We start from the raw sequence: 24,984 nt of genomic DNA, 5'->3' as shown, positions 1-24,984 counted from the left end.
CTCAGCTATCAGCGATCAGCAAGACTAGGGAAGAGTTGAGCGTATGATTTTTTGGCTGAACGCTGACTGCTGAGAGCTGACAGCCGTCCGAAGGAGGAATCATGAATTTCGGTTTCACAGAAGATCAAGAAGCACTGCGCGACGCAACGCGCAAATTTCTCGATAACGAATGTCCGACGACGTTTGTGCGCAAAATGATGGCTGATGATACCGCGCATGCGACTGAGCTATGGAAAAAAATTGCTCAGCTTGGTTGGCTGGGGATCATTGTGCCAGAGGACTTTGGCGGCAGTGGTGGAAGCTTTCTTGATCTCGTCGTGATTCTTGAAGAAGCAGGGAAGTCGCTTCTTCCGGGGCCGTTCTTTACGACTGCACTGTTGGGGACAACAACGCTCTTAGCGGGCGGCTCAGCCAGCCAGAAAGAAACTCTTCTGCCGAAGATTGTTGAAGGCAATCATATTGTGACATTAGCGTTAGCCGAAAAGAGTGGACGTTATGATGCGGCTGGCGTCGCCCTTACGGCCAAAGCGAAAGGCAATGACTTCGTCCTCTCAGGTGAGAAGATGTTTGTTCCTGACGCCCATGTCGCTGATCAGATTATTGTTGCCGCACGCACTGGTGGCAATGGCGAGGATGGTATCACCTTGTTTCTTGTTGACGCGAAGTCTCCCGGCGTAACAACGACACAGCTGAAAACCGTCGATATGACCCGCCGTCAGTGTCATGTGACGTTACAAGATGTTGGGGTATCGCGGGCCAACGTGCTTGGTGAAGTAGGGAAGAGCTGGCCAGTGTTGCGTCGCGTGCTCGACCAAGCGATGGCTGGGCTGTGTGCTGAGATGATCGGTACCGGGCAACAGGCCCTTGATATGGCCGTGAGCTACGCCAAAGAACGAGTACAGTTCGGCAAACCGATTGGTAGTTTCCAGGCGGTCAAGCATAAGTGCGTTGATATGATGGTGCTCGTGGAGAATGCACGGTCTCTGACCTACTATGCGGCGTGGACGGTCGATGAGAACGTAGCCGAAGCCAAACAAGCCGTGCCAATGGCAAAGGCGTATTGCAGCGACATGGGCAAAACCGTGACCAGTGAAGCAATTCAAGTACATGGTGGTATCGGCTTTACTTGGGAGCACGATATGCATCTATTCTATCGTCGTGCTCTGGCTGGTGAAGCGGCATTCGGTAGTGCGCCAGTGCATCGTGAAGTGGTGGCGCAGACGCTAAATCTATAGTTATCGGTTTTCGGTTGTCAGCGTAGCAAGAAACAGTGAAGAGTTAAGAGTTAAGAGTGTCAGGAGAGAAAAATACTTTCCTATTTTCTTCTTCAATTCTTCACTCTTCACTTTTAACTCTTAACTGATTTCCCTTACTGATAACTGACAACTATCATGACTCCCTCCCTCATCCTCCACGGCGGGGCCGGTTCCCCAGACCCAACACAGCACGAAGAGCGCGCGCGCGGTCTCCGTCGTGCCTTCGATGTAGCCTGGACAATTCTCCAGCAGGGTGGATCAGCCCTCGACGCTGTTGTTCAAGCTGTTGTCGAGTTAGAGAACAACCCAGTCTTCAATGCTGGTGTGGGCGCGTGTTTGACCGCAGAGGGAACGGTTGAGCTCGATGCCTCACTCATGGAAGGGACGACCTTTCAGGCTGGAGCTGTTGGTGGGGTGCGTACCGTTCGCAATCCGATTCTGTTGGCGAAAGCAGCGATGGAATCGCAACGTCATGTCTTTTTGGTTGGTGACGGAGCAGAACGTTTCGCTCGTGAACATAGCTTTCCTCTTACTCAGCAGAACGAACTGATTACGCCTCACCAGCGACAACCCTGGCAGCAAGGCCAACAAGGCTCACCTGGAACTGTTGGTGCGGTTGCACGGGATCGTCATGGACACCTTGCCTCTGCGACGTCAACCGGTGGCATGAGTAATAAACTCCCTGGCCGTATTGGCGATTCTGCAATCGTTGGTGCCGGAACCTATGCGGACGACAATCTTGGTGCTGCCTCGGCAACAGGGAAGGGTGAATCGATTATTCGCACGACCCTGACTCGTACGGCTGTTGAGTTGTTGCGAGATGGTCGAGATCCTCAACGGGTAGCATCGCAAGCGATCGCGTTGTTAGAAAAACGCACTCAAAGTGAAGCTGGTCTTATTCTCGTTGATTCGCTTGGTCGCATTGGCTACGCGCACAACGCACCCGTGATGAGCGTGGCATTGTTAGAGCAGGGCAACTCGATAATTCGAGAGTGAATCGGAGAACCGGGGAATCGGAGACACGGTGAGAAGCGAAAAGTTTCGTATTCTCCGATTCCCCGATTCGCCGGTTCTTTTCTCTGTCTTGTGCTCTGGCATTCTGAGCCGCAGTATGTCACAAATGATCTCGGTTCTCTTAATTCACCCGAATTCTTATTTAAGGAGGGTTTCCCATGGCCAAAACGAGTGGCAATGATCTGGTTGTGAAATCGCTGAAGGATGAAGGCGTGGATACCGTCTTCTATCTGACCGGCGGTCCGATGGTTGATGTGGCAACGCGTTGTATCGAAATTGGCTTCCGTTCGGTTGACGTGCGGCACGAACAAGCCGCAGCAATGGCTGCGCATTCATATAGCCGCGTGCTCGGCAAACCTGGGGTCTGTTTTGCCGCCTCTGGTCCTGGGGCGACCAACTTGATCACCGGAGTTGGCAATGCCTTTCTTGATGCCGTGCCAGTGGTAGCCCTTGGTGGTGCCAGTGCGCTGTCACAAGCTGGTATGGGCGCGTTCCAAGAAATGGATCAGGTCGGCATGTTCAAGCCGATTACCAAATGGTCAGAACGGGTGATGGATGTGCGCCGCGTGCCTGAGATCATCAATAAAGCCTTTCGTGTTGCGACCAGCGGTCAACCTGGACCAGTGTATATCGATCTTCCTGGTGATGTGTTGTATCGGGAGGTCGATGAAAATGAGGTCCTGTTTCCCAAACGACCACACAGCGTACCACGCGTTTCCGGCGATCCCGATCTTGTGAAGAAAGCGATTGCGATACTAAAAGACGCCAAACGGCCAGTGGTGGTGACCGGGACAGGTATTATCTGGTCGAAAGCGATGGCTGAACTCAGAGAATTCGTTGAACTCTCCGGCATTCCGTTCTACACCACACCACAGGGTCGTGGTGTGATCGAAGAAGATCACAAACTGAGCTTCTTAGGTGCCCGCAACCAAGCCTGGAAAGAAGCCGATGTCGTGCTCTTCGTTGGGACGCGCTTAAACTTCATCGTCGGATTTGGTCTTGCGCCGCGCTGGGCAGAAGATGTGAAAGTCATCCAAGTCGATATTAGCGATGAAGAAATTGGTCGCAATCGTCCAGTCGACGTGGGTATCGTCGGTGATGCCAAGATGGTGTTGCAACAGTTAACGAAAGAAGGGCGTGATGCATTCCACGGGCGCAAGGAATTGGCGTGGATCGACACGCTGCGTGGGTACGACAAACGCGCGAATGACAAGGCTCAGGCGCTCCTCAATAGTGATGCGATGCCGATTCATCCATTGCGACTCTGCAAAGAAGTTCGCGACTTTATGGACCGTGACGCTATAGTTGTGGTCGATGGTCACGAGATTCTCAACTTCGCTCGCCAATCAGTACCAACCCATGCACCTGGCCATCGTGTGAACGCTGGTCCGAATGGTTGTATGGGAGTTGCCGTACCATTCGGTCTTGGTGCGAAAGTCGCCAAGCCCAACACGCAAGTGATCGTGCTGAGTGGTGATGGTTCGTTTGGCATGAACGGCATGGAAATCGACACTATGGTACGACAAAACATCCCGGCGCTCATTGTTGTCAGCAACAATGGTGGCTGGGCAGGACAAGGGGTGATGAACGCTGGTCGTGACCTTGGCTATAGCCGCTACGACAAGATGGCGGAAGTTTTTGGTGCGTATGGAGAGTATGTCGATAAACCGCAAGATATTCGTCCAGCGCTTGAACGTGCGGCCAAGTCAGGCAAACCGGCAGTGGTAAACGTTATCACCGATCCGAAAGCACGCTCGTCGACGGTGTCGTTTGCTGCGTATCGGGCGATTTAGTAGTACGTTCCGACGGCTTTAGGTCATTGCGAGGAGTGAAGCGACGAAGCAATCTCGTTCCTTCCACCCCTCCCCCGAGATTGCTTCGCTTCGCTCGCAATGACATTTTACTGGTAAACGGACAGAGCCCTTACACAAACTGTAGAAGACAGAGCTCAACGCCCAATGCCTGACGTAACCCCTCCCCCCAAAATTCCCCCTGCAGTTCTGCGGGAGCTCTATCAACACACCTGGTATCACAACCTCAAAATCCCGCTGTTCTATGCGATGATCGTGAGCGCAGGGTGCGTCGCCTGGAATACCGAGCATACCTGGGTGCGTTGGCTCATGTATGCAGGGATCGGCTATTTGTGGATGAGTATCGTGACCTTCATGCACGACTGCACACATAGTGTGCTGTTTAAGAAGCGCTGGAAGAACTGGGCGTTTGGCATTTTTTCTACGCTGCCCATCATCGTTACCTTTATCTCGTTCAAAGAAGATCACTTGGAGCACCATCGCTATAATCGCACCTTCAAAGATCCTGACGCTTTCACTATGGGAAAACGCGGACTCGGCGATTTTGCCCTCTTTTATGCCTATCTTGTGATTGGTGGAATTCTGACGATCCTGCAGTTCAACTTCATTGATCCTGCCCAACAATTTCGTGGTCGGCGGCTACTGATCCATCTTTTTGAATTGTCTCTCCGGGTCGTGGTGTATACTGGTCTGATTCTGTGGACCGCACAACACGGCCTCCTTGGCAAATTCCTGCGCCTGTGGCTGATTCCTGGCTATATCTTTTCCCTCTTGAACAGCGTGCGCTTCATTGCTGAGCATTATGAAACTCCCTGGGATGCTGGACAACTTGCCGGGACCCGCACGATTATCAGTAACCAGGTAAACAGCTTCTTCTGGAACAATATCAATTACCATATTGGTCACCACGTGTATCCCGGAGTGCCGTGGTACAACCTGCAAAAGCTGCACAAAGAGTTATTGCCAGAAATCGTCCGACAGCAAGCTGTAGTCGATCGCAGCTATTTTGCCGTTTTTTTCGAGGCATGCAGGAAAGGACCGGAATCCGTTGAGAGAAACGCCGAGATGCTCGTCCGGCGCCATGAGCGAAGCACTTCCTCTGCCACCGCGGTATAATTTCTCCCGGCGTCCCTCGTCTGCTCTCGGTTGGTAGTTCCCGCTGCTGTCTTTTGCTGCTCACAAGTTGTAAACTGAGGGAAAAGTAGAGCATGAGTGCATGAAGAACCTTGGTACGACCGCGCGAATCTTGATTGTCCTTGCGCTCTTGCTTACGGTCCGAGTCGCATATCTCACATGGCAGCGTTCTCTTATTCCAGATCTCCGTCCTGCATCCGTCCCGCTCCTTCCGCTCCAACGCGCGTCGACGGATTTTCTCCAACAATTCTCTGCAGCGTTCGCTTTACAGGTTGCCGTCCTCTGGACTGATACCTCCCGCTCTCCTCTCAGCCTCGTGCATGCCTTTCGGCAAATGGGCATTCCCTTTTTCATTACTGTAGACCTTGATCAGGCTGTGCAACATCGGCACCTCGTCATTTTCCCGGATATTGACGCCACAACGTTCTCTGAGGCGCAAGCCCAGCAACTACTGGCCTATGTCGAGAATGGTGGAACGATCTTCGCACAAAATGTGTTTTGGGGGGTATTCAAACCGATCTTCGGTTTCTATCAATTCCTCCCCTTGCAGACGCGCCAGCGCGTGACGTTCAGTGGGCACGACCCGATCTTGCGCTACCTTGATCGTCCCGAAGAAAAAGAAGTGTGGTTGAAAGGTCGCAAAGTAGAGGACGCCTTCTGGACGCATGGCTACCTCTCCGACAAGAGTTCCGAAATTCTGGCTCACTTTGATGACGGCACTCCTGCGCTGTTAGGAAAAAGTGTAGGGAAGGGGCGAGTATATCTCTGTGGGGTCAACCTTGACGATGTGATTCTCCGCAATCAAACCAACCGTGATTTTGATGCACATCGTCACTACGTGAACGGATTTGAACCGGGAACCGATGTCTGGCTGCTCTTATTACGGGCCTGGTATGAAACGTCTATTGCTGACTGGATTCGCGTCGCTACGATGCCTCATGGTCAGCGGTCGGTTATTCTCTTATCTCACAATGTTGATTGGGAGAAGGCGGTGCGTGGGGCAACACAGTTTGCTGCGATGGAGAAGCAACGTGGCATAGCGAGCACTTTTTTCATTCAAACGAAGTACGTGAATGATGGGACCAGTTGGGGATTTTTCTCCGGTAAGAATCTTGATCACATTCGGCAGCTCAAAATCGATGGTTTTGAACTTGGCAGTCACTCTGTCGTCCATCCGCATATCTTCCACATGTTTCCGGTTGGAACAGGCGAGGAGACGTTTGCCACGTATCGGCCATACGCAAAAAGTGCCAGGCGCGGACTTGGGGGCACTGTATTTGGTGAAGTCCGGGTCAGTAAAGAACTCCTTGATGGTGAAGTTCCGCAACAGCGCACACGTACATTCCGCGCGGCACATTTGCATGTACCGCCCTCACTGCCGGAAGTCCTGCAGCGTAGCGGCTATGAGTTTGATTCGTCATTTACGACTGGAGAAGTCCTCACTAACTTTCCGTACGCGCTTCCCCTTGAGCTTGGGTTTGCGGAAGACAGCGGAATCTATGAGTTTCCGATCGCTCTTGAAGACGTTGACAAGCAGCAACTTGCTGACCTAACAACGACCGCGCTTGAGGTGATTCGTGCGAATGACGATAACGGAGCGCCGACGGGAATCATGATTGATCCTGATGACCCGCAGCGGAACTTTCCTGTCGAAGAGACTATTTTACGGTCACTGCCAAAAGGCATAACGGTCTCTACGGTGGAGAACTTCGCTCAATTTTGGCGGGCCCGTGATCGCTTGTGGTGGCGTGTTGATGTGACGGAAGAGCCCCAGACGATTTTGTTAACGGTCAAAGCAGAAGAGGAAGTGCGTGGATTGACTTTTGAGTTTGCACGCTGGATTGAGGCGGTTATGGGGGAAGCAAAACTGTCGGCTGAGAACCGGCAAGTGGTTTTTCCTCTGTCACCTGCTGCACAGCAGGTGACAGTCCAGCTACGATACGTGTCGGGGTTGTAAAGAAAGGAGCACGCTCCGATTACGCAAATACCTCTTTCACTGAGAGTGTGAAACCTGCCAGCACCCGTGATCGTATCGTGTCCTTTCCGGTGTAGACTTTCCCACGTCCGAAGCGTTTGCTTGACAAGTGATACAGTGTCACTTCGCGTCGTTTCGTATCGACGATCCAATACTCCTCGACGCCGTTCTCTTCGTAGATTGCTTTTTTCTCCGTGCGATCTCTATGCGCTGTTGCCGGTGAAAGAATTTCTATCGCGAGGCTGGGTACGATACGGATAAATTTGCCCTCTTGTGGCTCTGGCCCGGCAGCAAAACGTTCTGCAGCAATAAAGGAAATATCTGGTTCGACAGTATCGCCAGAGGGTAAATCGTAACCTGTACTGGAACCTAAAACGATTCCCAATTTGTGAGTGCGAACAAATGTTCCGAGAGGTATGTGGATGTTAGATTCTACTGATCCATGTGGCCAGGCGGCAGGCGGATTCATGACAATTCTTCTTCGTAGCAACTCGTAGTGGTTGATGTCTGATGAAGGTCGTTCATCCAACCAGCGCTTGAATTCTTCTTGTGTGAAGATCTCGGTCGAAATGAAAGCAGTCTCGGTGGGCATGAGATGAACTGTAGTTAATTTGTTGGCTAAAGGGAAGGGGAAAAAGAAAAGGGCAGGTTGCGTAAGAAGCCTGCCCTTTTGCAGATAACGTTGCTCGTGCGCACAGCACACGCTACAGAAAGCTTAACTCTGTGCTGCGCGAATCAACGGCTCTAATTCGCCTTTGGCGTGCATCTCGCGCACGATGTCGCAGCCACCGACAAACTCACCGTTAATATACAGCTGAGGAATCGTCGGCCAATTGGAGTAGCGTTTGATCCCGTCACGGATCTCGGGGTTGTCGAGCACGTTCAAGCTGGCGTACTCAACCTGGTACGAATCCAATACCTGGATGGTGGCAGCGGAGAAGCCACACATCGGGAAATCCGGGGTTCCCTTCATGTACAGCATGATCTTATGTTGTTTTACCTGCTCGTCGATCTTCTTAAGAACGTCTTCTGCCATGGGTGACTCCTTCTCCTTAACGGGGTTTACGGGTTTGAATGTTGACGACTTGGGAGGCCTGTTCTTGTTGTAATTCTTCCGGGGTAAGCGTGGTCAAGGCGAGTGCGTGAATGCGTTGCACCATCGCGTCTTGTAAAGCACCGTAGACCATGCGGTGTCGATTGACTTTAGTCTTGCCGACGAATGAAGGGGAAACGACGAAAGCTTCGTAGTGATCGCCGCCACCAGTGGTATCGCGCACTTGCACCTGCGCGTCAGGAATCGCTTGCGTAATGAGTGAGTGAATCTCTTCGGCTGTGATTGGAGCAGCCATGCTTTTGTATCCTCGCCAGTGTTCTTGGACCTTATGAGTCCACAATATAGCGACAGTACAAAGGTGCTGCAAGCCAGAAATAAAAAAGGGAGAAAAGAGTCTAGGAGTCAAAAACAGGGAGTTTTTTGTTTGTTCTTTTTTTGACTCCTAGACTCCTAGACTCCTAGACTCTTTCAGACTCTCAGACTCCTAGACTCTTTTATCGTTATTTCTTCTTCATTTCCCCGCCACAACACTTAATGGTTCCGTTACCGCCCTTCGTGACGATAACCTGCGAGTTGCATTTCTCGCAGAGATACATTTTGCCGATTTGGTTTGCCATGGGATTTCCCTCCTGTAGAAAATGACTACTGTCCAACAAACGTGGGCTTCTTTTTGCCCAGAAATGCGCGAACTCCTTCTGCTCGATCCTGGGTGGTTTGCAGCAATGCATACAAATCTTCTTCTAAGCGCAGACCCTGATCTAGGGTGAGATCCATCGCTTTGTGCACGGCTTCTTTACCCAGACGTAGAGCAATGGGTCCTTTCTCTAGCAGATTTTGTACTACCTCATCAACACGGGTTGTGAACGTCGACGCTGGAACAGCGGTGGTCACTAACCCAATCCGTTGTGCTTCCTGGGCATCGATACTTTCACCGAGCAAAATTAATTCGAGCGCTTTGGCTTGACCTACAAGCCGTGGTAAGCGCTGCGTACCGCCACCGAACGGTATGAGTCCTTGCGCAATGTGTGGCAGAGCAAAACGTGCACTTTCTATTGCCACTCGTAGATCGCAAGCTAGCGCGAGTTCTAAGCCGACTCCTAGCGCATCACCGTTAAGAGCAGCCAGTGTAGGCTTGGTGATTGCCGCGAGAGCTTCGACGCAACGTAACTCGCCAAACTGCGCTTGAATGTCTTGTGCTGTAGCAGTTCCGGTTTTGTCGGTTGTGTACTCAAGTCCAAGACAAAAACTCGTACCGTTCCCAGTGAGAACAACAAGCTCAACAGTGTCGTCATCTTCGGCTGTCTGACAGAAAGCGGTTAACTCTGCGGCCATGTCTGGCGTGAGTCTATTCCCGGAAGCGGGGCGGCAGAGCTGAATCCACGCGACTTTACCGCGTTGTTGGTAGGTGAGATTGGAAGACAATGGTACAGCCGTATGTTTGTAGGGGCGCACGGCCGTGCGCCCCTACGGGGAATTATTCCGTAAACTGGGCTTTCAACTCTTTCTTGAGAATCTTGCCCAATGGGTTCTTGGGTAACGCATCAACAAAGCGAATGATCTCGGGCTTCTTGAAACTGGCGAGCCGTTGCTTACAGAAGTCAGAAAGTTCACCGTCTGATGCGGTTTTGCCAGGACGTAACGCGACAAACGCGGCGATCTTTTGTCCCCAGTCAACGTCAGGAACACCGATCACTGCCGCTTCATCAACCGAAGGATGAGCGTGCAACACTGCTTCGATCTCCGCTGGAGCAATGTTCTCACCACCGCGAATAATAATGTCGTCTTTACGGCCAACGAGATACACATAGCCATCTTCATCGAGATAGCCCATGTCGCGCGTATGGAGCCAGCCATCAGCATCCAGCAACGCAGCAGTGGCGCTTTCCTGACCAGCGTAGCCTTTCATGACGCGTGGCGTGCGAATGACGACTTCCCCAATCTCATTGGCTGGCATCTGCTTGTTGTCGTCATCCAACACTTGCACTTCCACGTCCGGCAACGGCAGACCCACAGACGTGAGACGTTTGAGATTACGCTCCACTTCGGCTGGTGGACCATCGAGGCGATGATCAGCAGGACCAAGCACGGTGAGAGTCGAGGTCGTTTCAGTTTGTCCGAAGGCATTGACAAAGCCGGTCCCTGGCGGGAAGGACTCAATCGCTTTGCGAATCACCGGGAACGGCATTGGTGCGCCACCATACGAGAGGTTCTGCAGGCTCGACATGTCATATTTCGAGAACTCAGGATGATCGATGAGCTGCTTCATCATCGTCGGGACGACGAACGCATGCGTGATCTTTTCTTTGTGGACCGCCTCTAGCCATTCTTTGGTATCAAACTGTTTGAGGACGACGATCTTCCGGCCTGCCCAGATCGCAGTCATGATGTTGGCTGTACCAGCGATGTGATACAGCGGGGCGCACAGCAGTGAGGTCCCGCGATCGCTGCCATCGGCCATTTCAACTGTGCCGACGACATAGTTGGTGAAATCACCATACGTGAGCATGACGCCTTTCGGCAGCGAGGTCGTGCCACTGGTATACATGAGAATCGTCACGTCACTCTCGTCGACTTCAGCATCATCAATATCTGGCGAACCATCGTCCACCAGTTTCTCGAAATCCAACATGCCGGGTGAGGACCCCTCCATCGCCACGTAGTGCTTCACACTGGTGAACTTGGGCTGGAGTTGCTTAATTTGGTCAACATAGCGAGAGCCAACGAACAGCACCTTCACATCGGCGGCGGTGACCATATACTCAATTTCCGGCTGCTTAGCGCGGTAATTGAGCGGCACGAACGTCCCACCCAACGTTGCCGTTGCATAGTAGGTCTCAATGAATTGATTGGAATTGGTCTGTAGTGCTGCTACGCGGTCGCCTGGCTTTACCCCAAGGGCTTGCAGACTCGTTGCTAACCGTCGCACGCGTTCGAGAGCGCTTGCATAGGTCAAGCGCGTGCCTTCAAAAACGATGAGTTCCTGATCCGGAAACATCATGCCAGGAATACTCAGAAAGTTCGCTGTATTCATTGCCGCTCCTTACAACAAAGTATCAATTGCACCGTCTGCTATGTGTTTTTAGCAAGAACTACAAATCTGTCTATTGTGCGAGCCGGGCGAAGAGACGTTTCTCTAACAAAAGACCGTCAGCCAAGGACACGTCCGCTCCCTGACGAATCGCTCGCTTGGCCAGCATCAACGCCTTGGGATCATATTTCGCAAGTGTGTACGCTAGAGTTTTGGCTGCCGTCAAGAGGGTAGCCCGAGGGACAACACGGTTGGCCAGACCGATATTTCGTGCTTCTTCAGCCGTGACTCTTTTCCCGGTCAAAACCATATCGAGCGCACGTCCGAGACCAATGGCACGCGGAGCAGTCTGTGTCCCGCCGACACCCGGAATCATGCCTAACCCCGTCTCAGGTAAGAAGAAAATGGTATCGTCAGCGGCGATGGTAATATCACAGAGGAGAGCCATTTCCATACCACCACCGACGGTAAAGCCATGCACTGCCGCGATAGTTGGTTGCGGCAGACTCAGTAACGTTCCCCACACATTGCGACGCCAGCGAATCTCGCGCGCTTTGGTTGGTGACGGCGCCGAACCAAATTCCGACACATCGCCACCCGTAGAAAAGGCCGGTCCCTCACCGCGCAGGATCATGACACGGACTTCGGGATCATCACGCACTGCACAAAGAATCTCGTAGAGATCGTCACGCATCTCAACGTTGTAGGCGTTAAGCATCTTTGGGCGATTGAGCGAGACCATCGCGAGCGGACCGTCTTTTTCGTATATGACTGCGGGCATAAAAAAGTAGTCAGTAGAAAAAGTTGTAGGCCGGGATAAGGCCACAGGCCGTTCCCGGATTTTCTATTGCCGGAAACGCTTTGCTTATTCCGGCCTACTTTCTATTAAACCTTAAACCTTGAACTTTGAACTTTGAACTTAATCTCCCCCCCCCCCACAATCGCCATCTCCACTGTCATGCGACCAATCTCCTCGACAGAAGTCTTCATCAGATCGCCATCAAGAACAGCCAGATCCGCAACCATGCCTGGCATAATCTTCCCTTTATAACTTTCTTCAAAACTGAGCCAGGCACCGGCACTGGTAAAGAGCGCCAGGGCTTCGTTGATGGGCAGTTGTTCGTGTTCATTAAGCACCTTGCCCTCTTGTGTCTTCCGCGTCATGGCGGTTTGTAAGCTCATCAGTGGAGAGAGTGGCGCAATAGGACAATCGGAGCTACCAGCCACCGGAACGCCAGCCGTCAGTAAGCTCTTGGCTCGGTACAACCAATCATGCTGTTCTGTGGGAATTTCAGAGCGATATTTCTCACCATAAAAGTGCAGAAACCCAGGTTGCGTGACCACCGCAGTGCCAGTTTCGACCAACTTCTCGATAAACGGTGGTGGGCACAGTGCGCAATGTTCAAGGCGATGGCGATGTCCGGTGCGCGGTTGGCGTTGCAACGCGGAGCTGATGGCTGCAAGCGCGGCGCAGATCGGTCCTTCTTCAACTGCATGGAAAGCAACCTGAAATCCATGCTGATGTGCTTGCCAGACTATCTCATTAAGTTGTTCAACTGGCGGATATATTTCTCCGCCACCTTCATGCAGCATGATCTTTATGCTGCCTATACGCACTCGATCATCACCAGAAAAGGGCTGTACCTGTTGCGCAAGTAGATCAGATAAGGAATCGCTGCCAATCATAACCGTTGCCCGCGATTGCAGAATGCCCTCAGCATGCAGACGCTGAAACAACGCGTAATCTTCTAAGGTGTTGCCAGCACTGGCATCATGAAACGATGTGATGCCATGCTGCAGCAATTGCTCACTTGCCTGCCGCACTGCGGCCATGAATTCAGCCTCTGACAACGGCGGAATAACCGTTCGCAAATACTTCTCTAGTTCGTAGACCACACCGGTCGGTTCATTGCTGGTCGGGTCGCGTTCGACAATGCCACCTGCGGGTGGTGCAAACGAGCGATCAATCCCTGCTTGTTGCAATGCCGCACTATTTAATACTGCTGCATGCCCGGTGCGATGGCGCAGAATGATGGGTTGGGTCGTCGAAATGGTATCAAGATCCTGTCGCGTCGGGTGACGTTTCTCTCTCAGGAAGAACTCGTCATAACTGTAGCCACGCAGCCACTGACCTGGAGCTAAACGAGAGAGTCCCGTCTTCAGGAGTACCTGCACGTCTGCAACTGACCGTGCTGAGGTGACATCAACGCCACAGATTCGACTCGCCCAGGAAAATAAATGCAAATGTGGGTCGATAAAACCCGGAATGACCGTCTTGCCAGCACAAGAAATCTTTTGAGTGCGTGAAGAGGCAAGGATGCGCAGGTCGCGTTCTCTGCCGATTGAGAGAATCTTCCCATCGGCAATCGCAACCGCTTCAGCAGTCGGGCGGGTTAACGAAAGAGTAAGAATACGTCCTCCGTAGAGGAGGAGGTCAGCGGTGGGCATAGTAGAAAGCCAAAAACAGTAGGGGCGCACGGCCGTGCGCCCCTACATTAACTGACAACTGACGACTGAAAACTGGATACTCTTAATCCGACGACGGCAACGGCTTCGCTTCTTTCAACTGCATGTCTTTATCACAGCAATTGAGTTCGCCAGTGCCGGGCTTATTGCACAGCACTTCCGTGCCGCAGCTTTCGCAGAAATAGCGTTTGCCAAGTTGAGCCATAGTTTCCTCCTGAATGCGACTCGGTCTCTACCGAGAGAACGGTAACGTTGTTACTTCCGCTATCATGGGCGTTCCAGGGCTGTCAATCCGTAGTTGCGTACCAGGTGTGAGATGCTCGCGTCGCACATACCCGAGCGCGATCGGATGTCCAAACCGTGGCGAGTGCACTGCACTGGTGACCCAGCCCACTTCTTGAGCGTCATGAAAAAGTTTGGTGCCATTTGTTGGTAGTAAGTCACCGTGTAGCAGCAGTCCGCTGAGTTTGCGATTGACATGTCCACGAGCACTGGCACGTTCAACCACCTCTTGTCCTAAATAGCAGCCCTTTTTGAAACTGATAGCATTGGCTAGGCCTACCTCCAGAACAATCCGCCCTTCGTCCATATCGAGCCCATACCAGGGAATTCCTGCCTCAACACGGAGCATGTGCAAGGCCGCGAGCCCAACTGGTTGCAGACCACACGGTTCTCCGGCTTTCAGCAGTGCCGTCCAGCAGTGTTCGGCCTGTTCAACTGGAACCAGGAGCTCGTATCCGTCCTCGCCGGTCTCACTTGCACGAATCACTCGAACCGTCGTACCAGCAAGCGTGGCCTCTAGATGTTGGTATGATTTGTCTAACGCCAGCGAGACGCCTGCAGCACTCAGGACCTGCGCCGCCATTGGGCCTTGCAGGGAAAATGTCACGAGCTGTTCACTGAGGTCTTCCAGCTCGACATCGTCAGCAATGATGAAACGCGAGAGCGCTTCGCTCATTTTCTCTTTCATACGCGTGTCGACATCGAGGAGCAGAGCATTCTCCAGCGCATAGACTCGCAGATCGGCAACAATGCGACCTTGCTCCGTGAGCAGCGTCGCCGCACAGCCTTCTCCAGGTTTCAACACTTTGACATCATTAGAGATCATTCCCTGCAGGAACGAGACGCGATCCTCGCCAGTCATACGCACGAGCGCACGAAACGACAGATCAATCAGCCCTGCCTTGTCCCGCACGGCTTGATATTCTTGCAATGGGTCAGAGAAATGCTCTGGCATTTCAATGCCGCGATCGTTGATGAACGTTGCACCGTGGGCGCGATGCCAAGAAGACAATGGGATTGTCATGGGAGAACGTTAGCAAAGTGTGCTGAGGGAAGGAAGCCGAGGGACGTAATGCGTAATGCGTAATCCGTAAAAGGGAATGGGGTGGTTACGTATTACGCATTACGGATTACGGATTACGTTTTATTCTCCTAGTTACGTATTACGCATCACGGATTCTTCTCTCCCTCACACTTCCACGAGAATATCATCCCCATCAACTTTCACCGCAAACTTCTCTAGCGTCGTGTCAGGATCATCACGATTCACACCAGTAGTGATGTCGAACTCCCAACCATGCCAGGGGCAGGTAACGACACAGCCTTCGATTTCGCCTTCACTCAGTGGGCCAGCTTGATGAGGGCAGACCTCATCCATCGCGTGAAATGTTCCATCGAGATTGAAAATTGCGATGCGTTTGTCGCCGACTTCCACGCATTTGACCTGCCCCGCGGCAATCTCACTTGCCTGCGCCACTTTGACAAAATTACCCATGAAGAAGATCCTCCTCAGTCCAATGAATGAGCGCGAATCTAAGCAAATTCCCCCGATGCGGGCAAGGTTGGCTCGCAATAAGGTGGGCTGTGCCCACCCTACAAGCAGCAATTCTCATTTTGACCTATGACAACCGTCAATGTAGGCCGGAATAAGCGCAGCGTTTCCGGCAAGAGCGCGCCGGGAACGGCCTACAGCGCTGACCCACACCTCTCCATAATGAGAATTGCTGCCCTACAAGAAGACGGCGCTCGTACTTCCCTCTCCCTGAGGGAGAGGGAAGTACGCTGCTGCTAATGGTTTAAGTTGTGACTGGCGGGCTCGTAGTTCCCTCTCCCTGGCAGGGAGAGGGCTAGGGTGAGGGTCGAAAGCGGGGAACTGAGCGAGAGGCAACAGTAAGAGGGAATGGTGGGCACAGCCGCACTGCTCCAATTCTGGTGTCCCTCTATATAGGGAAAAAGAGCACGGCACTCTCCTCAGGAGAGTTGTTCCTCTCCAGGTGTTGTGGTGAGCTTATATTGCCGCATCAAGTGTTGCAGTTCTTGTCCGAGCTTATGGAGTTCACGAACGGCTCCTTCAATTTGTCGCACCCCTTCGACGTGCTGAGTGCTATGATGTTTGATCGTTCCCATGGCCTGTGCCACCTGTTCCATGCCGGTCACTTGCTGGTCACTCGCTGTGGAGACGATCGTAAACGCTTGGGTGGCGTCGGCAATGCTTTTGGCGAGCTGATGAATTGCTTCTCCGGCTTCAATTGATTGTTGCATGCCTTTTTCAACTGAAGCGGCCCCAGTTTCTGTCACTGTTATAGCTCTGACACTTGCCTTCCCAAGCTCTTGTAGGGTGGTGCGGACCTGCGTGGTGGCTTGCTTGGATTGATTCGCCAGCGTTCGCACTTCCTGAGCGACGACAGCGAACCCTTTGCCCGACTCCCCAGCCTTTGCGGCTTCAATTTCCGCGTTAATGGCGAGGAGATTGGACTGCTCCGCTAACGCCTCGACCGTCTGGATAATCGTCGCAATCGTCTGCCCTTGTTCGCCAAGATGAACCACACTATGAGTGATGGATTGCATTTGTTCACGGATGGAGCGCATATCGACAATCGCCTCTTCGACCGCATGCTCGCCAGCTTCGGCGCTGGAGGTTGTCTGTTGGGCTTGTCGCGACACGGCTTGAGCTTTTTGACCGGTGAGGTTGGCTATTTGTTTGACTTCTTCGATCGTGGTTACGGTTTGGCTCACCGCTGTGGCTGTTTCCGCACTGCTCTCCGAAAGTTGCGTCATTGAGGCGAGGATCTGGCTTGTCGATTTGGTCAGGACAATGGTGCCCTCGTGCAGGCGAGAGGTCACGTCGAGCAGGTTTTGTAGCATCGCAGCTAGGGCATGGCCAAGCAGATCGGCCTGTGATTGTGGCGCTATTGTCGTGGTTAAATCGCGGGCAGCAATTTTTTCGACCACGCGTGCCATGTCGCTGAGTTTTTTACTCATCAAGTCAAATGAGACGAGAAGGGTGCCAATTTCATCGCGTCGTCCGTCGAGTGGAACCTTGGTGGTCAGGTTTCCGCTGGCAATCTTTTCCACCACACCTACCGCTGTTTTGAGTGGACGGGTAATGTCGCGAATAGTGAAAATACCGATCAACAAGACGACACTGAGACCAGCCACGGCCCACCGTAAGGTTTTGTACAAGTCGTGCACCTGACGATCGATCCGGGCCTGTAAGAGGGCGGCTAATACTGGCATGACCCGATCATACACAGCAAAAGTTGCCGCAATCGTTTGGGTCGAGAGGTCATAATACTCAGACGAGTTCATGGTAATGACCGGCGTGTTAATTATCTGCTGATCAAGGATAGTGAGGAACTGCTGGGTGACTGCGGACGCCTGGTTCCCTGCATCTTCAATCTGCGAGCGCAAGGCTGGACGGTAACGGACTGCTTTCTCGAGCGCGTGTTGCAAAGCCGTGGAACGATTTTCTGCTAACATCGTGCGCTTCAGAAGCGCAGTGCGTTCCTCCTCAGACCGGGTCTTCTGGATAGTGACAGTAATACCGATGGCTCTTGTCTGTCCAATTGTCTCTGCCAGGGCAGGAAGCTGATTGACTACGGCATCCATTAAATAGTAGCTGTCCAGATCAGGGTCGAGGATCAGATTTGATGTGTCAGCGATATAGGTGAGAAATTGCAGGATGTTGGTGATCGTCTGGGTGTGGCGCTCGTAGGCTTGGTGCGCATCGAGTTCCGTAGCGACTTGCAGGAGTGCTTCGACCTGGGCTTTCAGTTGCGACCATTCCTGTGCCGTTTGCAAAACGGCAGCGAGTTGCGTGTCTAACTGATCAATCTTTTGTATGTCGGTGGCAAGTTCTTGTTGCTTGTTAGCAAGTTTTTTCCGAAAAGATTGGTCACCTTTGACAAAGGCAATGGTGATCCCTCGGTGCTGCTGAAGATGCTCAAGGAGCAGACGAACAGCCTGACTATATTGCGTGCCCAAGATTTCCTTTTGGGCAAAGGCAATGGCCAAAGTGTTGACTGCTGAGATCAACCTGTGGGTGACCACAACGAGAGGGACAAGCAAGACCAGGACGAGAAGGCCCAGCTTTTGCCAGATTTTTAAGTTCTTCATCGTTGTTTACTAAGTGTGAGAAACAACCCGAAACTTGTATTGTTAGGAGTATCGACTTCTGCGAGCGCTCCTTAAGATGAATCTGAGGCATTGGCAGGGACTTGGGTGTCCTCAGTTGACAGACAGGAAGGTCGGCGGCTATCGTCTGCCCATTCTCGCGAGAAATTAACAGTAAGGAGGACCCACCATGGATGAAGCAGCAAGAAAGGTTGCACTTCGGATGATCCCGTACGGCTTACAGGTGTTAGGAGCGAAAGAGGGCGACAAAATTACCTTCGCCACAATCAACTGGACCACGCAGGTGTCGTTTAAGCCACCACTCGTCGTCGTTGGCGTGAAAGGCGACTCTGGTGCGCACGGCATGGTGAAGAACGGCAAAGTGTTCAGCATCAGTTTCCTGGGCACCGGCCAGAAAGATCAGGCGTTTGCGTTCTTCAAACACGTCGAGCCTGAAGGTGGCAAACTCGGTGGGTTCGGCTATGAGACCGGGGCCAATACCGGCTGCCCGATTCTCAGCGATGCGCCGGCGTGGGTTGAGTGCAAGGTCGTTGGCTTCCATGAATATGGCGATCACACCGTCGTGGTTGGTGAAGTGGTTGAGGCCGGACTAAAGAAGCAAAGCGACGCGCTGACGCTGAAAGAGTTGAATTTGAATTACGGCGGGTAGAGAAACTGATGCTTGCTCGTATTATAGGGGTGCACTGTTGTGCGCCCTTTTTATTTTATGACTGTTTAGCTCATTTCGTCCCGTAGGGACGGGTAGATAGTAGCCGGGGGTTTTAACCCCTCATAAGGGTAGGTTTTTTATCCAAGCCACAATTGGCGCGGATTTCCCCTCGTGAGGATCCGCGTGTTCGCCATGCCCGCGCAGGCGGGCATCCAGGAGCTTCACCCCTGAACTATTGCGTATTCTCCCTGGATTCCCGCATTCGCGGGCATGACGTCTCGTCTTTTCTCACCGCAAAAGCCTACCCCTAAAAGGGTTTTAACCCCCGGTACGAAGGAACCTATTACCCCCGCTCCGCGTCGCGCAGCGACGCGAGGAATATCATGGTGCCGCTTTCCCGGCCTTAAAAGATACTGTTGAGAAATGCCGAGGTTTCTCCTGTGAAAACGCGGCAATCCTCCCGCGCTTTGCGCGGCCCTCTTTGTCAAAGGGGGCGGGACGCTCCCGGCTCCGACATTGATCAGCCCTACCAATGATGCACGCTTCTCCGCGGGACAAACGATTGACTTCGATTGGAGTGATGTCGCGGGGGCAGCGTCCTATACGATTGAAATCGATGACTCCAGTACGATCGCGGCGCCGCTGATCACCACACAAACCGTGACAACATCGCAGGTGAGTATCAGTTGGTTCCCTACGCGACGACTCTGGTGGCGTGCCCGCCGCTGCCGCACCTTTCTAATGCTTGGTGGAACACGCATAGCGGAACCCTCTTCCTCTCAAACCCCAAGCCCCAAGTTTCTAGGCCCTAGATCTCCACCATCCACCCATGCGGATCGGGCTTGAGGCCACGCTGAATGGCGGAAATGTCATCGAACAGGCGCTGAGCGATCGGTCCGACCTTGCCGTCACCAATCTGGAGTTTCTCTCCTTTGTAGGCCAGTTCACAAACAGGTGAGATGACCGCGGCTGTGCCGGTGCCAAATACTTCACTCAAACGGCCATTCTTGGCTGCGGTAAAGACTTCATCAATGCTGATTGGACGTTCGGCAACCCGAATGCCCCAATCGCGCGCTAGTTGTAACACGGTGTCACGCGTGATGCCGGCGAGGGTCGAACCATTGAGTGACGGTGTGATCAGTTCATTATCGATGATGAACGCAATGTTCATCGAGCCGACTTCTTCGATATATTTGCGCTCGACCCCATCGAGCCACAGGACTTGGGTATACCCTTTGTGATGCGCTTCTTCGGCAGCCGCTAAGCTGGCCGCATAATTGCCGCCAGTTTTGGCATCGCCAGTGCCACCGCGCACCGCGCGAACATAGTGATCTTCGACTAGGATCTTCACTGGGTTAAAGCCTTCCGCATAATACGCACCAACCGGCGAGAGGATGACGAAGAACAGATAGCTGGTTGACGGACGCACGCCTAAGAATGGTTCGGTGGCGATCATGGCTGGACGAATATACAAAGAGGTGCCTGGTGCGCGGGGCACCCAATCGCGATCAACCGAGACGACACTTTTGATGGCTGATAAAAATACTTCTTCATCCATCTTCGGCATGCACATGCGTTCACACGAATGATTCAGACGTGCGGCATTTTTCTCCGGGCGGAAGAGCAGAGTTGTTCCGCGTGGGGAGCGGTAGGCTTTCAAGCCTTCAAAAATTTCCTGGCTATAATGCAACACGGCGGCTGAGGGTTCTAACGTCAATGGTCCGTACGGTACGACGCGTGGATTATGCCAGCCTTGATCGGCAGTGGCATCCATCAGGAACATATGGTCAGTAAAATAACGGCCAAAGCCGAGTTCCTCATCGCGCGGCTTTGCCTTCGGACTCGTCGTACGGGTGACGGGAATTGTCGTTGCCATGAGCGTTTGGACTCCTCACTTTGCATATCCTAGCATCTGCAGTGAACACCCAGATGCTGGAGGTGAGCCCTTGGCCTATAAGAAAACCTGACGGGACGCAATGGGACCGCGATACTTGCGGTGTATTGCGCTCTCCCTTTATAACAGGAAGTCCCAGTCTATCTTGAAGGAGCAGAGCGTGAGAACACTTGTAGTGATCGCTTGTCTGAGCCTTCCCGTATTGCCGGTCTATGCCCAAGACATCTACAAATGGGAAGATGAGAAAGGGGTGATTCACTACGGAGATAAGCCCCCCAAAGCCGGAGCTGCGCCGTTCCTAAAAGATACTGCACCATTCTCAACGCCTGGTGGACAATCGGCAACGCCCGAGACGAAAGAGCCGTCTGAATCTTCACGCGGTAGGAGAGGGCGGGTGCAACGTCCAAGCTTACCCTCTCCAAGTTTACGCCAACCAAAGGCCTGGGTGGAATATCCGAACGGGACCTTCTGGATTTCAGGGACGATGCGCAATGGTGGCCGTGGGCCGTGTGATGCTCCGGCTGTGGAAGTTGCCGTGATCGATGAGTTAGGCAGAGTGAGTGGAAGGATCGAGTTGGCAGCCGCGCCGAATGGCATCAACAAAGGGGAAGCTGCGCAGTTTTCCGGGAGTTACTCCGTGCCGATTGGCGATAAAATGTCGTGGGAAGCGACTCCACGTTGTGGAAGTACCGTTGGACCCATTTATGGAGCGCGGAAACGTGGTTCGTTACGAATTCCCCATAGTCGCATCGTGCCCTCGAAGAAGTTGAAGACGTACTAACTGACAAAATATATCCGCGGTGCACGCCAGCGCTCGAAAAACCCGGCTTGTGGGCTCTTTGAGGCTTTGACCTCCTCAAGATGTGATTCGATGTCGGTGTATAACCGTGCGACATCAACGGTCAAATACACTGGTCGGTAATTTTCCAGACGCATCAAGCCTTGCTTGAGGAGATTAATCGCGCCTTGTGGGATGCGGCGGTTAACGCGCAGATGCATACCGGTTGCAAGCCGAATCAATCCTTCGTAGAAATGACGGTCGTCACCTTCTGCATCATGCCACATGTCTTCCAGGAGTTGGTGGCAGGTGAAGTATTCACGTTGATTAAATAATGAAATTGCTTCTGTGAATTTCTCATGCATACATACATATCATACCAAGCACGATGCTCTTGTGTAGTAGTGTTCACGGTGTTCGTCAGCCTTGGATTGACCTGTGCGCTGCCTGCTTTTGCTCAAGGAGTGAGCAAAAGTTGGAAAACCCTAGAACAACTCTCGGCTGATGAACGGGTGGAAATTGACCTCCGGAACGAAACTCCACGTGATGCTGAGATCCCGTATCTTCCAGCCGAACCATACCCCTTCACGCCTCCATACACAGCGGAAGAACTCGGCTATCTCGCCTTTGAGCTCGATACCTTGCGTCCGCGTTTCTCACACATTTGGCTCAGCACCGTGCAAAGTATGACGGCCGATGGGTACATTCTCACCACCTTGAAGAACAACACGGCGATTCTTTATTTCCCCCAAGACGGAGTGGCGAGCCTGCTGCGTATGCCGGCAGGAACGCAGTACATGCGAGCGTTCTCGCAATTTACCAGTCCACCAGAACAGGATGGTGATCAACAGTTATGGTTCGAGTATCGCACCGACCATTCCTTCACTAAGAAGCAGGATCGTTATTTGTACCGACCTGGGCTGCGTCGTATCCGTCGTCAGCCCCAGCCACGCCGTACGGATCGGTTCCCATATAACGCGCAATCGTTTGATGACTTGCAGGGACGCGACCCGTGGGAGTTCTCCTGGCAGATTCTTGGCACTGATGTGCTGCACACTACCGTGCGCTTTCCCAACACACGGACGATGGTGCCGATCACGCGACAAGATGGCACTGTCTACGAACAGGAGACGAAAGCACTAAAAGTGATGGGAGATACGTATCCAGCCTACACAGCGGATGGTGGGGTGGAGTGTTATGTAGTGGAATCAGTGCCGCGACCAGAATGGCTGCCAGATTACTACTGCAGCAAGTTGATCTACTGGATCGATAAGAAATTATTTTGTCCCATCCGCATCGAGCAATATGACCAGAGTGGAAAACTCCGCATGGTTGCTGAACGCTTAGAGCGTAATGAATATCCCGAAGACGGTCGACGAGGATACACACCACTGGTGGTGCTCTACTGGGCGACAGATATCGATATTATGACTGCCGGGTTTCATGACTATCACCGTAAAGTGAATTGGCTCGAGGATCGCTGGGAGGCGTATTTCAATCCTGAATTTCTCCGGCGCGGCTGGTTTTTGAGCCCGTACAAAAGCCGCGCGCAAGTTGATTATCCTGATCAGTTCTATTTGCGTCCGTTGTTGTATCGTGACAAATTCCCTGAGCACCGGCGGATCGAACTGACTCCCGAAGTTGCTGCACGCGTTGCCGCGCAGGAAGAAGCGGGGCATATGGTTTTCGAGGTCAGTGGGAATGGGAAGGAGTGAAAACTTGGGACTAGGGGCTGGAGGCTAGGGACTAGTAGTCAGTCATGTTGATTCTGAGGGGTGGATCTGGCGGCGTCATTCCCGCGAACGCGGGAATCCAGGGAGGTGAAGACGAGGCTTCTGCTTGCAAATCTTGGATGCCCGCCTCCGCGGGCATGACAAAAATGAGCCCTCAAATTCAGTGTGACTGACTACTAGTTCCTCCTCCCCACAAGCCCCAAGTCCCCAGCCCCTAGCCCCTTGTTTTTACGCATTACATCTTACGTTTTACGCAACGGAGGTCTTATGTCCTACGAAACGCTGCTCTACACAAAAGATGGAAACATCGCCACGGTGACATTCAACCGCCCGGAGAAGAGGAACGCGTGGACCACCCAAATGTCCGAAGATGTGGTCGATGTGTTCAAGATGATGGAAGACGACCCAGAAGTGTTAGTGACGGTGATGACCGGTGCGGGTACGCAAGCCTTCTCGGCTGGTGCAGACTTGGGCAATCCCAAGACTCATCGTGTGAATTCGCCTGGTGAGCACTTGTCGACCGTGAGCCCGCGTGGCTTTGCTGTGTTCAATGCTGTAGCTGATTATCCCAAGCCGGTCGTTGTGGCGATTAACGGCTTTGCTGTGGGTATCGGTTGTCTGATTACGTTGTGTGGTGACATCTTGTTAGCGTCTGACAATGCTGAACTCGGTTTGCCACAAGTACCATTGGGAATCATCCCAGCGTACGGTGGTGCCGTGCGCCTCGCACGCTATGTGGGACGTGGAAAAGCGATGGAGATGATACTGCTCGGTGAGCGGATTACTGCAGCAGAGGCGTATCGCGTCGGCTTGGTGAATAAAGTGGTGCCACAACCCGAACTGATGCCGCTCGCCTACAACTATGCCAAACGGCTTGCTGCCTTACCACCACTGGCAGTGAAGCTGGCCAAAGAGTCACTTAACAAAGGGTTAGATATCGCCTCGCTGAAAGAGGCTGCACACACGGATATTTATCGTTTCATGTTACTCGGACAGACCGAAGACAGCCACGAAGCGCACAAAGCATGGCGTGAAAAGCGCAAGCCGGTGTTTAAGGGGAGATAGTCGTAGGGTGGGCATCGCCCACCAGGCACGTCTGAAGGAACCAAAAGTGAAGGACCCCTGCCGCTTCTTCAGTGGGCATCGCCATTTTTCCTCTGAGCTGCTGGAGGAAAATCCGCATGGCGATGCACCAATTGCCAGTCTTCGCCAAATCTGCGGTAAATATGTGTCACACGGATTGTCATCGGCTGCTTCGTCCCTCCATCAATGTTGAACTCCCCTCGCTCGAAGCCAACCGTGTAAGCGAGATCACCGCTAGTGAAAACAACTGTGTTCTCCGGGATAAGTTGTCCACCTCCGAAGCGGCTGCCGACCCATCGAAAGGTTTCCGAGAGTTGTGCATATCCTTTCTCAATAGGTCCCCAGGCGCCGAAGAGTGTTGCATCATCAGATACTGCCCAGCAATCGATGTATGGCTGAGGATTGCCAGTACCCATAGCTGCGAGGGCGACCCGGACTCGCTCAAGTGCATCTGTGAAGCTGGGTGCTTTTGACATACATTCCCCCTTTTGAGGTGAGCCGTTCTGAAGCCTGGGGACACCTCGGGGTGTCCCCAACGCACTAAGGCGGTGGCAGGAAACAACTTACCGCAATAGTGATTGACCGGAGTGGAGAGCCTCTGCACAAGAGCAGGGATGAGAGACGAGACCATTGTGTGCTGGCTTCGGTCTAAGTATCGAAGTCTGGTCGAAGAGCTGGATGAACGCGGGCGAC

The 24,984-nt window shown here is 52.7% G+C and carries 23 protein-coding genes; 9 read left to right on the top strand and 14 right to left on the bottom strand.

What is annotated here, in order from left to right:
* Positions 1-101: 101 nt before the first annotated feature.
* The 5 genes from FJ147_09280 (at position 102) to FJ147_09260 (ending at position 7,172) form a co-directional block, all read left to right on the top strand.
* On the top strand, positions 102-1,235 hold the full coding sequence (locus tag FJ147_09280; protein ID MBM4256076.1) for an acyl-CoA dehydrogenase: 1,134 nt from the start codon (positions 102-104) through the stop codon (positions 1,233-1,235).
* Between the two features lie 156 nt (positions 1,236-1,391).
* Complete coding sequence (locus FJ147_09275; GenBank protein MBM4256075.1) at positions 1,392-2,252, top strand: hypothetical protein; 861 nt, start codon at positions 1,392-1,394, stop codon at positions 2,250-2,252.
* Positions 2,253-2,428: 176 nt separating this feature from the next.
* Positions 2,429-4,063: a thiamine pyrophosphate-binding protein gene (locus tag FJ147_09270; GenBank protein ID MBM4256074.1), complete on the top strand. Its 1,635-nt coding sequence runs from the start codon at positions 2,429-2,431 to the stop codon at positions 4,061-4,063.
* Between the two features lie 165 nt (positions 4,064-4,228).
* A complete protein-coding gene (locus tag FJ147_09265) occupies positions 4,229-5,197 on the top strand; it encodes a fatty acid desaturase (GenBank protein MBM4256073.1) in 969 nt (322 codons plus the stop codon).
* 100 nt (positions 5,198-5,297) lie between these two features.
* On the top strand, positions 5,298-7,172 hold the full coding sequence (locus FJ147_09260; protein ID MBM4256072.1) for a hypothetical protein: 1,875 nt from the start codon (positions 5,298-5,300) through the stop codon (positions 7,170-7,172).
* A 19-nt stretch (positions 7,173-7,191) separates the two neighbouring features.
* On the opposite strand, the gene FJ147_09255 is transcribed toward FJ147_09260, so the two are convergent.
* The 11 genes from FJ147_09255 to FJ147_09205 all read right to left on the bottom strand — a co-directional run bounded on the left by FJ147_09255 (position 7,192) and on the right by FJ147_09205 (position 18,136).
* A complete protein-coding gene (locus FJ147_09255) occupies positions 7,192-7,782 on the bottom strand; it encodes a Uma2 family endonuclease (protein ID MBM4256071.1) in 591 nt (196 codons plus the stop codon).
* A 123-nt stretch (positions 7,783-7,905) separates the two neighbouring features.
* Positions 7,906-8,226, bottom strand: a complete 321-nt coding sequence (grxD, locus tag FJ147_09250; GenBank protein ID MBM4256070.1) for a Grx4 family monothiol glutaredoxin — start codon at positions 8,224-8,226, stop codon at positions 7,906-7,908.
* Positions 8,227-8,242: 16 nt separating this feature from the next.
* Complete coding sequence (locus FJ147_09245; protein ID MBM4256069.1) at positions 8,243-8,539, bottom strand: BolA family transcriptional regulator; 297 nt, start codon at positions 8,537-8,539, stop codon at positions 8,243-8,245.
* 347 nt (positions 8,540-8,886) lie between these two features.
* Positions 8,887-9,696, bottom strand: coding sequence for an enoyl-CoA hydratase/isomerase family protein (locus tag FJ147_09240; protein ID MBM4256068.1), 810 nt, complete (start codon positions 9,694-9,696; stop codon positions 8,887-8,889).
* A 22-nt stretch (positions 9,697-9,718) separates the two neighbouring features.
* A complete protein-coding gene (locus FJ147_09235) occupies positions 9,719-11,275 on the bottom strand; it encodes a long-chain-fatty-acid--CoA ligase (protein MBM4256067.1) in 1,557 nt (518 codons plus the stop codon).
* 70 nt (positions 11,276-11,345) lie between these two features.
* Entirely contained in the window at positions 11,346-12,053 is a 708-nt protein-coding gene (locus tag FJ147_09230; protein ID MBM4256066.1) for an enoyl-CoA hydratase/isomerase family protein, read from the bottom strand.
* 104 nt (positions 12,054-12,157) lie between these two features.
* On the bottom strand, positions 12,158-13,720 hold the full coding sequence (locus FJ147_09225) for an amidohydrolase (protein ID MBM4256065.1): 1,563 nt from the start codon (positions 13,718-13,720) through the stop codon (positions 12,158-12,160).
* Between the two features lie 82 nt (positions 13,721-13,802).
* Positions 13,803-13,943, bottom strand: coding sequence for a hypothetical protein (locus FJ147_09220; protein ID MBM4256064.1), 141 nt, complete (start codon positions 13,941-13,943; stop codon positions 13,803-13,805).
* Positions 13,944-13,970: 27 nt separating this feature from the next.
* Positions 13,971-15,044 (bottom strand): aminomethyl transferase family protein, encoded by a 1,074-nt coding sequence (locus tag FJ147_09215; GenBank protein MBM4256063.1) that lies wholly within the window; start codon positions 15,042-15,044, stop codon positions 13,971-13,973.
* A 165-nt stretch (positions 15,045-15,209) separates the two neighbouring features.
* Positions 15,210-15,515: a Rieske 2Fe-2S domain-containing protein gene (locus FJ147_09210; GenBank protein MBM4256062.1), complete on the bottom strand. Its 306-nt coding sequence runs from the start codon at positions 15,513-15,515 to the stop codon at positions 15,210-15,212.
* 476 nt (positions 15,516-15,991) lie between these two features.
* Positions 15,992-18,136 carry a methyl-accepting chemotaxis protein gene (locus FJ147_09205; GenBank protein MBM4256061.1) on the bottom strand — a complete coding sequence of 715 codons (2,145 nt, stop codon included), beginning with the start codon at positions 18,134-18,136 and terminating at the stop codon, positions 15,992-15,994.
* Positions 18,137-18,323: 187 nt separating this feature from the next.
* Between FJ147_09205 and FJ147_09200 the strand changes: the two genes are divergently transcribed.
* Positions 18,324-18,803, top strand: coding sequence for a flavin reductase family protein (locus tag FJ147_09200; protein MBM4256060.1), 480 nt, complete (start codon positions 18,324-18,326; stop codon positions 18,801-18,803).
* Between the two features lie 808 nt (positions 18,804-19,611).
* On the opposite strand, the gene FJ147_09195 is transcribed toward FJ147_09200, so the two are convergent.
* Entirely contained in the window at positions 19,612-20,679 is a 1,068-nt protein-coding gene (locus FJ147_09195; protein ID MBM4256059.1) for a branched-chain amino acid aminotransferase, read from the bottom strand.
* 100 nt (positions 20,680-20,779) lie between these two features.
* Here FJ147_09195 and FJ147_09190 point away from each other — a divergent pair, with 100 nt between their 5' ends.
* Positions 20,780-21,478: a DUF4124 domain-containing protein gene (locus tag FJ147_09190; GenBank protein MBM4256058.1), complete on the top strand. Its 699-nt coding sequence runs from the start codon at positions 20,780-20,782 to the stop codon at positions 21,476-21,478.
* On the opposite strand, the gene FJ147_09185 is transcribed toward FJ147_09190, so the two are convergent.
* On the bottom strand, positions 21,475-21,840 hold the full coding sequence (locus tag FJ147_09185) for a DUF309 domain-containing protein (GenBank protein MBM4256057.1): 366 nt from the start codon (positions 21,838-21,840) through the stop codon (positions 21,475-21,477). The two genes, FJ147_09190 and FJ147_09185, sit on opposite strands and share 4 nt — an antisense overlap.
* Between FJ147_09185 and FJ147_09180 the strand changes: the two genes are divergently transcribed.
* Positions 21,835-23,190 (top strand): DUF1329 domain-containing protein, encoded by a 1,356-nt coding sequence (locus tag FJ147_09180; GenBank protein ID MBM4256056.1) that lies wholly within the window; start codon positions 21,835-21,837, stop codon positions 23,188-23,190. The genes FJ147_09185 and FJ147_09180 overlap by 6 nt on opposite strands.
* Positions 23,191-23,475: 285 nt before the next feature.
* Positions 23,476-24,273 (top strand): hypothetical protein, encoded by a 798-nt coding sequence (locus tag FJ147_09175; GenBank protein ID MBM4256055.1) that lies wholly within the window; start codon positions 23,476-23,478, stop codon positions 24,271-24,273.
* 68 nt (positions 24,274-24,341) lie between these two features.
* Here the strand turns inward: FJ147_09175 and FJ147_09170 are convergent, their stop codons facing one another.
* On the bottom strand, positions 24,342-24,767 hold the full coding sequence (locus tag FJ147_09170; GenBank protein MBM4256054.1) for a DUF4440 domain-containing protein: 426 nt from the start codon (positions 24,765-24,767) through the stop codon (positions 24,342-24,344).
* Positions 24,768-24,984 lie beyond the last annotated feature (217 nt).

This window comes from Deltaproteobacteria bacterium, assembly GCA_016874775.1.
Lineage (GTDB): Bacteria > Desulfobacterota > Binatia > Bin18 > Bin18 > VGTJ01.
The sequence above is the reverse complement of the archived record's forward strand: the minus strand, read 5'-3'. Positions and strand labels throughout refer to the sequence as shown.

Excerpts from the sequence above, each read along its gene's own strand:
- FJ147_09280 (MBM4256076.1), top strand. The coding sequence starts at position 102 with ATGAATTTCGGTTTCACAGAAGATCAAGAAGCACTGCGCGACGCAACG.
- FJ147_09275 (MBM4256075.1), top strand. The coding sequence starts at position 1,392 with ATGACTCCCTCCCTCATCCTCCACGGCGGGGCCGGTTCCCCAGACCCA.
- FJ147_09270 (MBM4256074.1), top strand. The coding sequence starts at position 2,429 with ATGGCCAAAACGAGTGGCAATGATCTGGTTGTGAAATCGCTGAAGGAT.
- FJ147_09265 (MBM4256073.1), top strand. The coding sequence starts at position 4,229 with ATGCCTGACGTAACCCCTCCCCCCAAAATTCCCCCTGCAGTTCTGCGG.
- FJ147_09260 (MBM4256072.1), top strand. The coding sequence starts at position 5,298 with ATGAAGAACCTTGGTACGACCGCGCGAATCTTGATTGTCCTTGCGCTC.
- FJ147_09255 (MBM4256071.1), bottom strand. The coding sequence starts at position 7,782 with ATGCCCACCGAGACTGCTTTCATTTCGACCGAGATCTTCACACAAGAA.
- grxD (MBM4256070.1), bottom strand. The coding sequence starts at position 8,226 with ATGGCAGAAGACGTTCTTAAGAAGATCGACGAGCAGGTAAAACAACAT.
- FJ147_09245 (MBM4256069.1), bottom strand. The coding sequence starts at position 8,539 with ATGGCTGCTCCAATCACAGCCGAAGAGATTCACTCACTCATTACGCAA.
- FJ147_09235 (MBM4256067.1), bottom strand. The coding sequence starts at position 11,275 with ATGAATACAGCGAACTTTCTGAGTATTCCTGGCATGATGTTTCCGGAT.
- FJ147_09230 (MBM4256066.1), bottom strand. The coding sequence starts at position 12,053 with ATGCCCGCAGTCATATACGAAAAAGACGGTCCGCTCGCGATGGTCTCG.
- FJ147_09225 (MBM4256065.1), bottom strand. The coding sequence starts at position 13,720 with ATGCCCACCGCTGACCTCCTCCTCTACGGAGGACGTATTCTTACTCTT.
- FJ147_09220 (MBM4256064.1), bottom strand. The coding sequence starts at position 13,943 with ATGGCTCAACTTGGCAAACGCTATTTCTGCGAAAGCTGCGGCACGGAA.
- FJ147_09215 (MBM4256063.1), bottom strand. The coding sequence starts at position 15,044 with ATGACAATCCCATTGTCTTCTTGGCATCGCGCCCACGGTGCAACGTTC.
- FJ147_09210 (MBM4256062.1), bottom strand. The coding sequence starts at position 15,515 with ATGGGTAATTTTGTCAAAGTGGCGCAGGCAAGTGAGATTGCCGCGGGG.
- FJ147_09205 (MBM4256061.1), bottom strand. The coding sequence starts at position 18,136 with ATGAAGAACTTAAAAATCTGGCAAAAGCTGGGCCTTCTCGTCCTGGTC.
- FJ147_09200 (MBM4256060.1), top strand. The coding sequence starts at position 18,324 with ATGGATGAAGCAGCAAGAAAGGTTGCACTTCGGATGATCCCGTACGGC.
- FJ147_09195 (MBM4256059.1), bottom strand. The coding sequence starts at position 20,679 with ATGGCAACGACAATTCCCGTCACCCGTACGACGAGTCCGAAGGCAAAG.
- FJ147_09190 (MBM4256058.1), top strand. The coding sequence starts at position 20,780 with ATGGGACCGCGATACTTGCGGTGTATTGCGCTCTCCCTTTATAACAGG.
- FJ147_09180 (MBM4256056.1), top strand. The coding sequence starts at position 21,835 with ATGCATACATACATATCATACCAAGCACGATGCTCTTGTGTAGTAGTG.
- FJ147_09185 (MBM4256057.1), bottom strand. The coding sequence starts at position 21,840 with ATGCATGAGAAATTCACAGAAGCAATTTCATTATTTAATCAACGTGAA.
- FJ147_09175 (MBM4256055.1), top strand. The coding sequence starts at position 23,476 with ATGTCCTACGAAACGCTGCTCTACACAAAAGATGGAAACATCGCCACG.
- FJ147_09170 (MBM4256054.1), bottom strand. The coding sequence starts at position 24,767 with ATGTCAAAAGCACCCAGCTTCACAGATGCACTTGAGCGAGTCCGGGTC.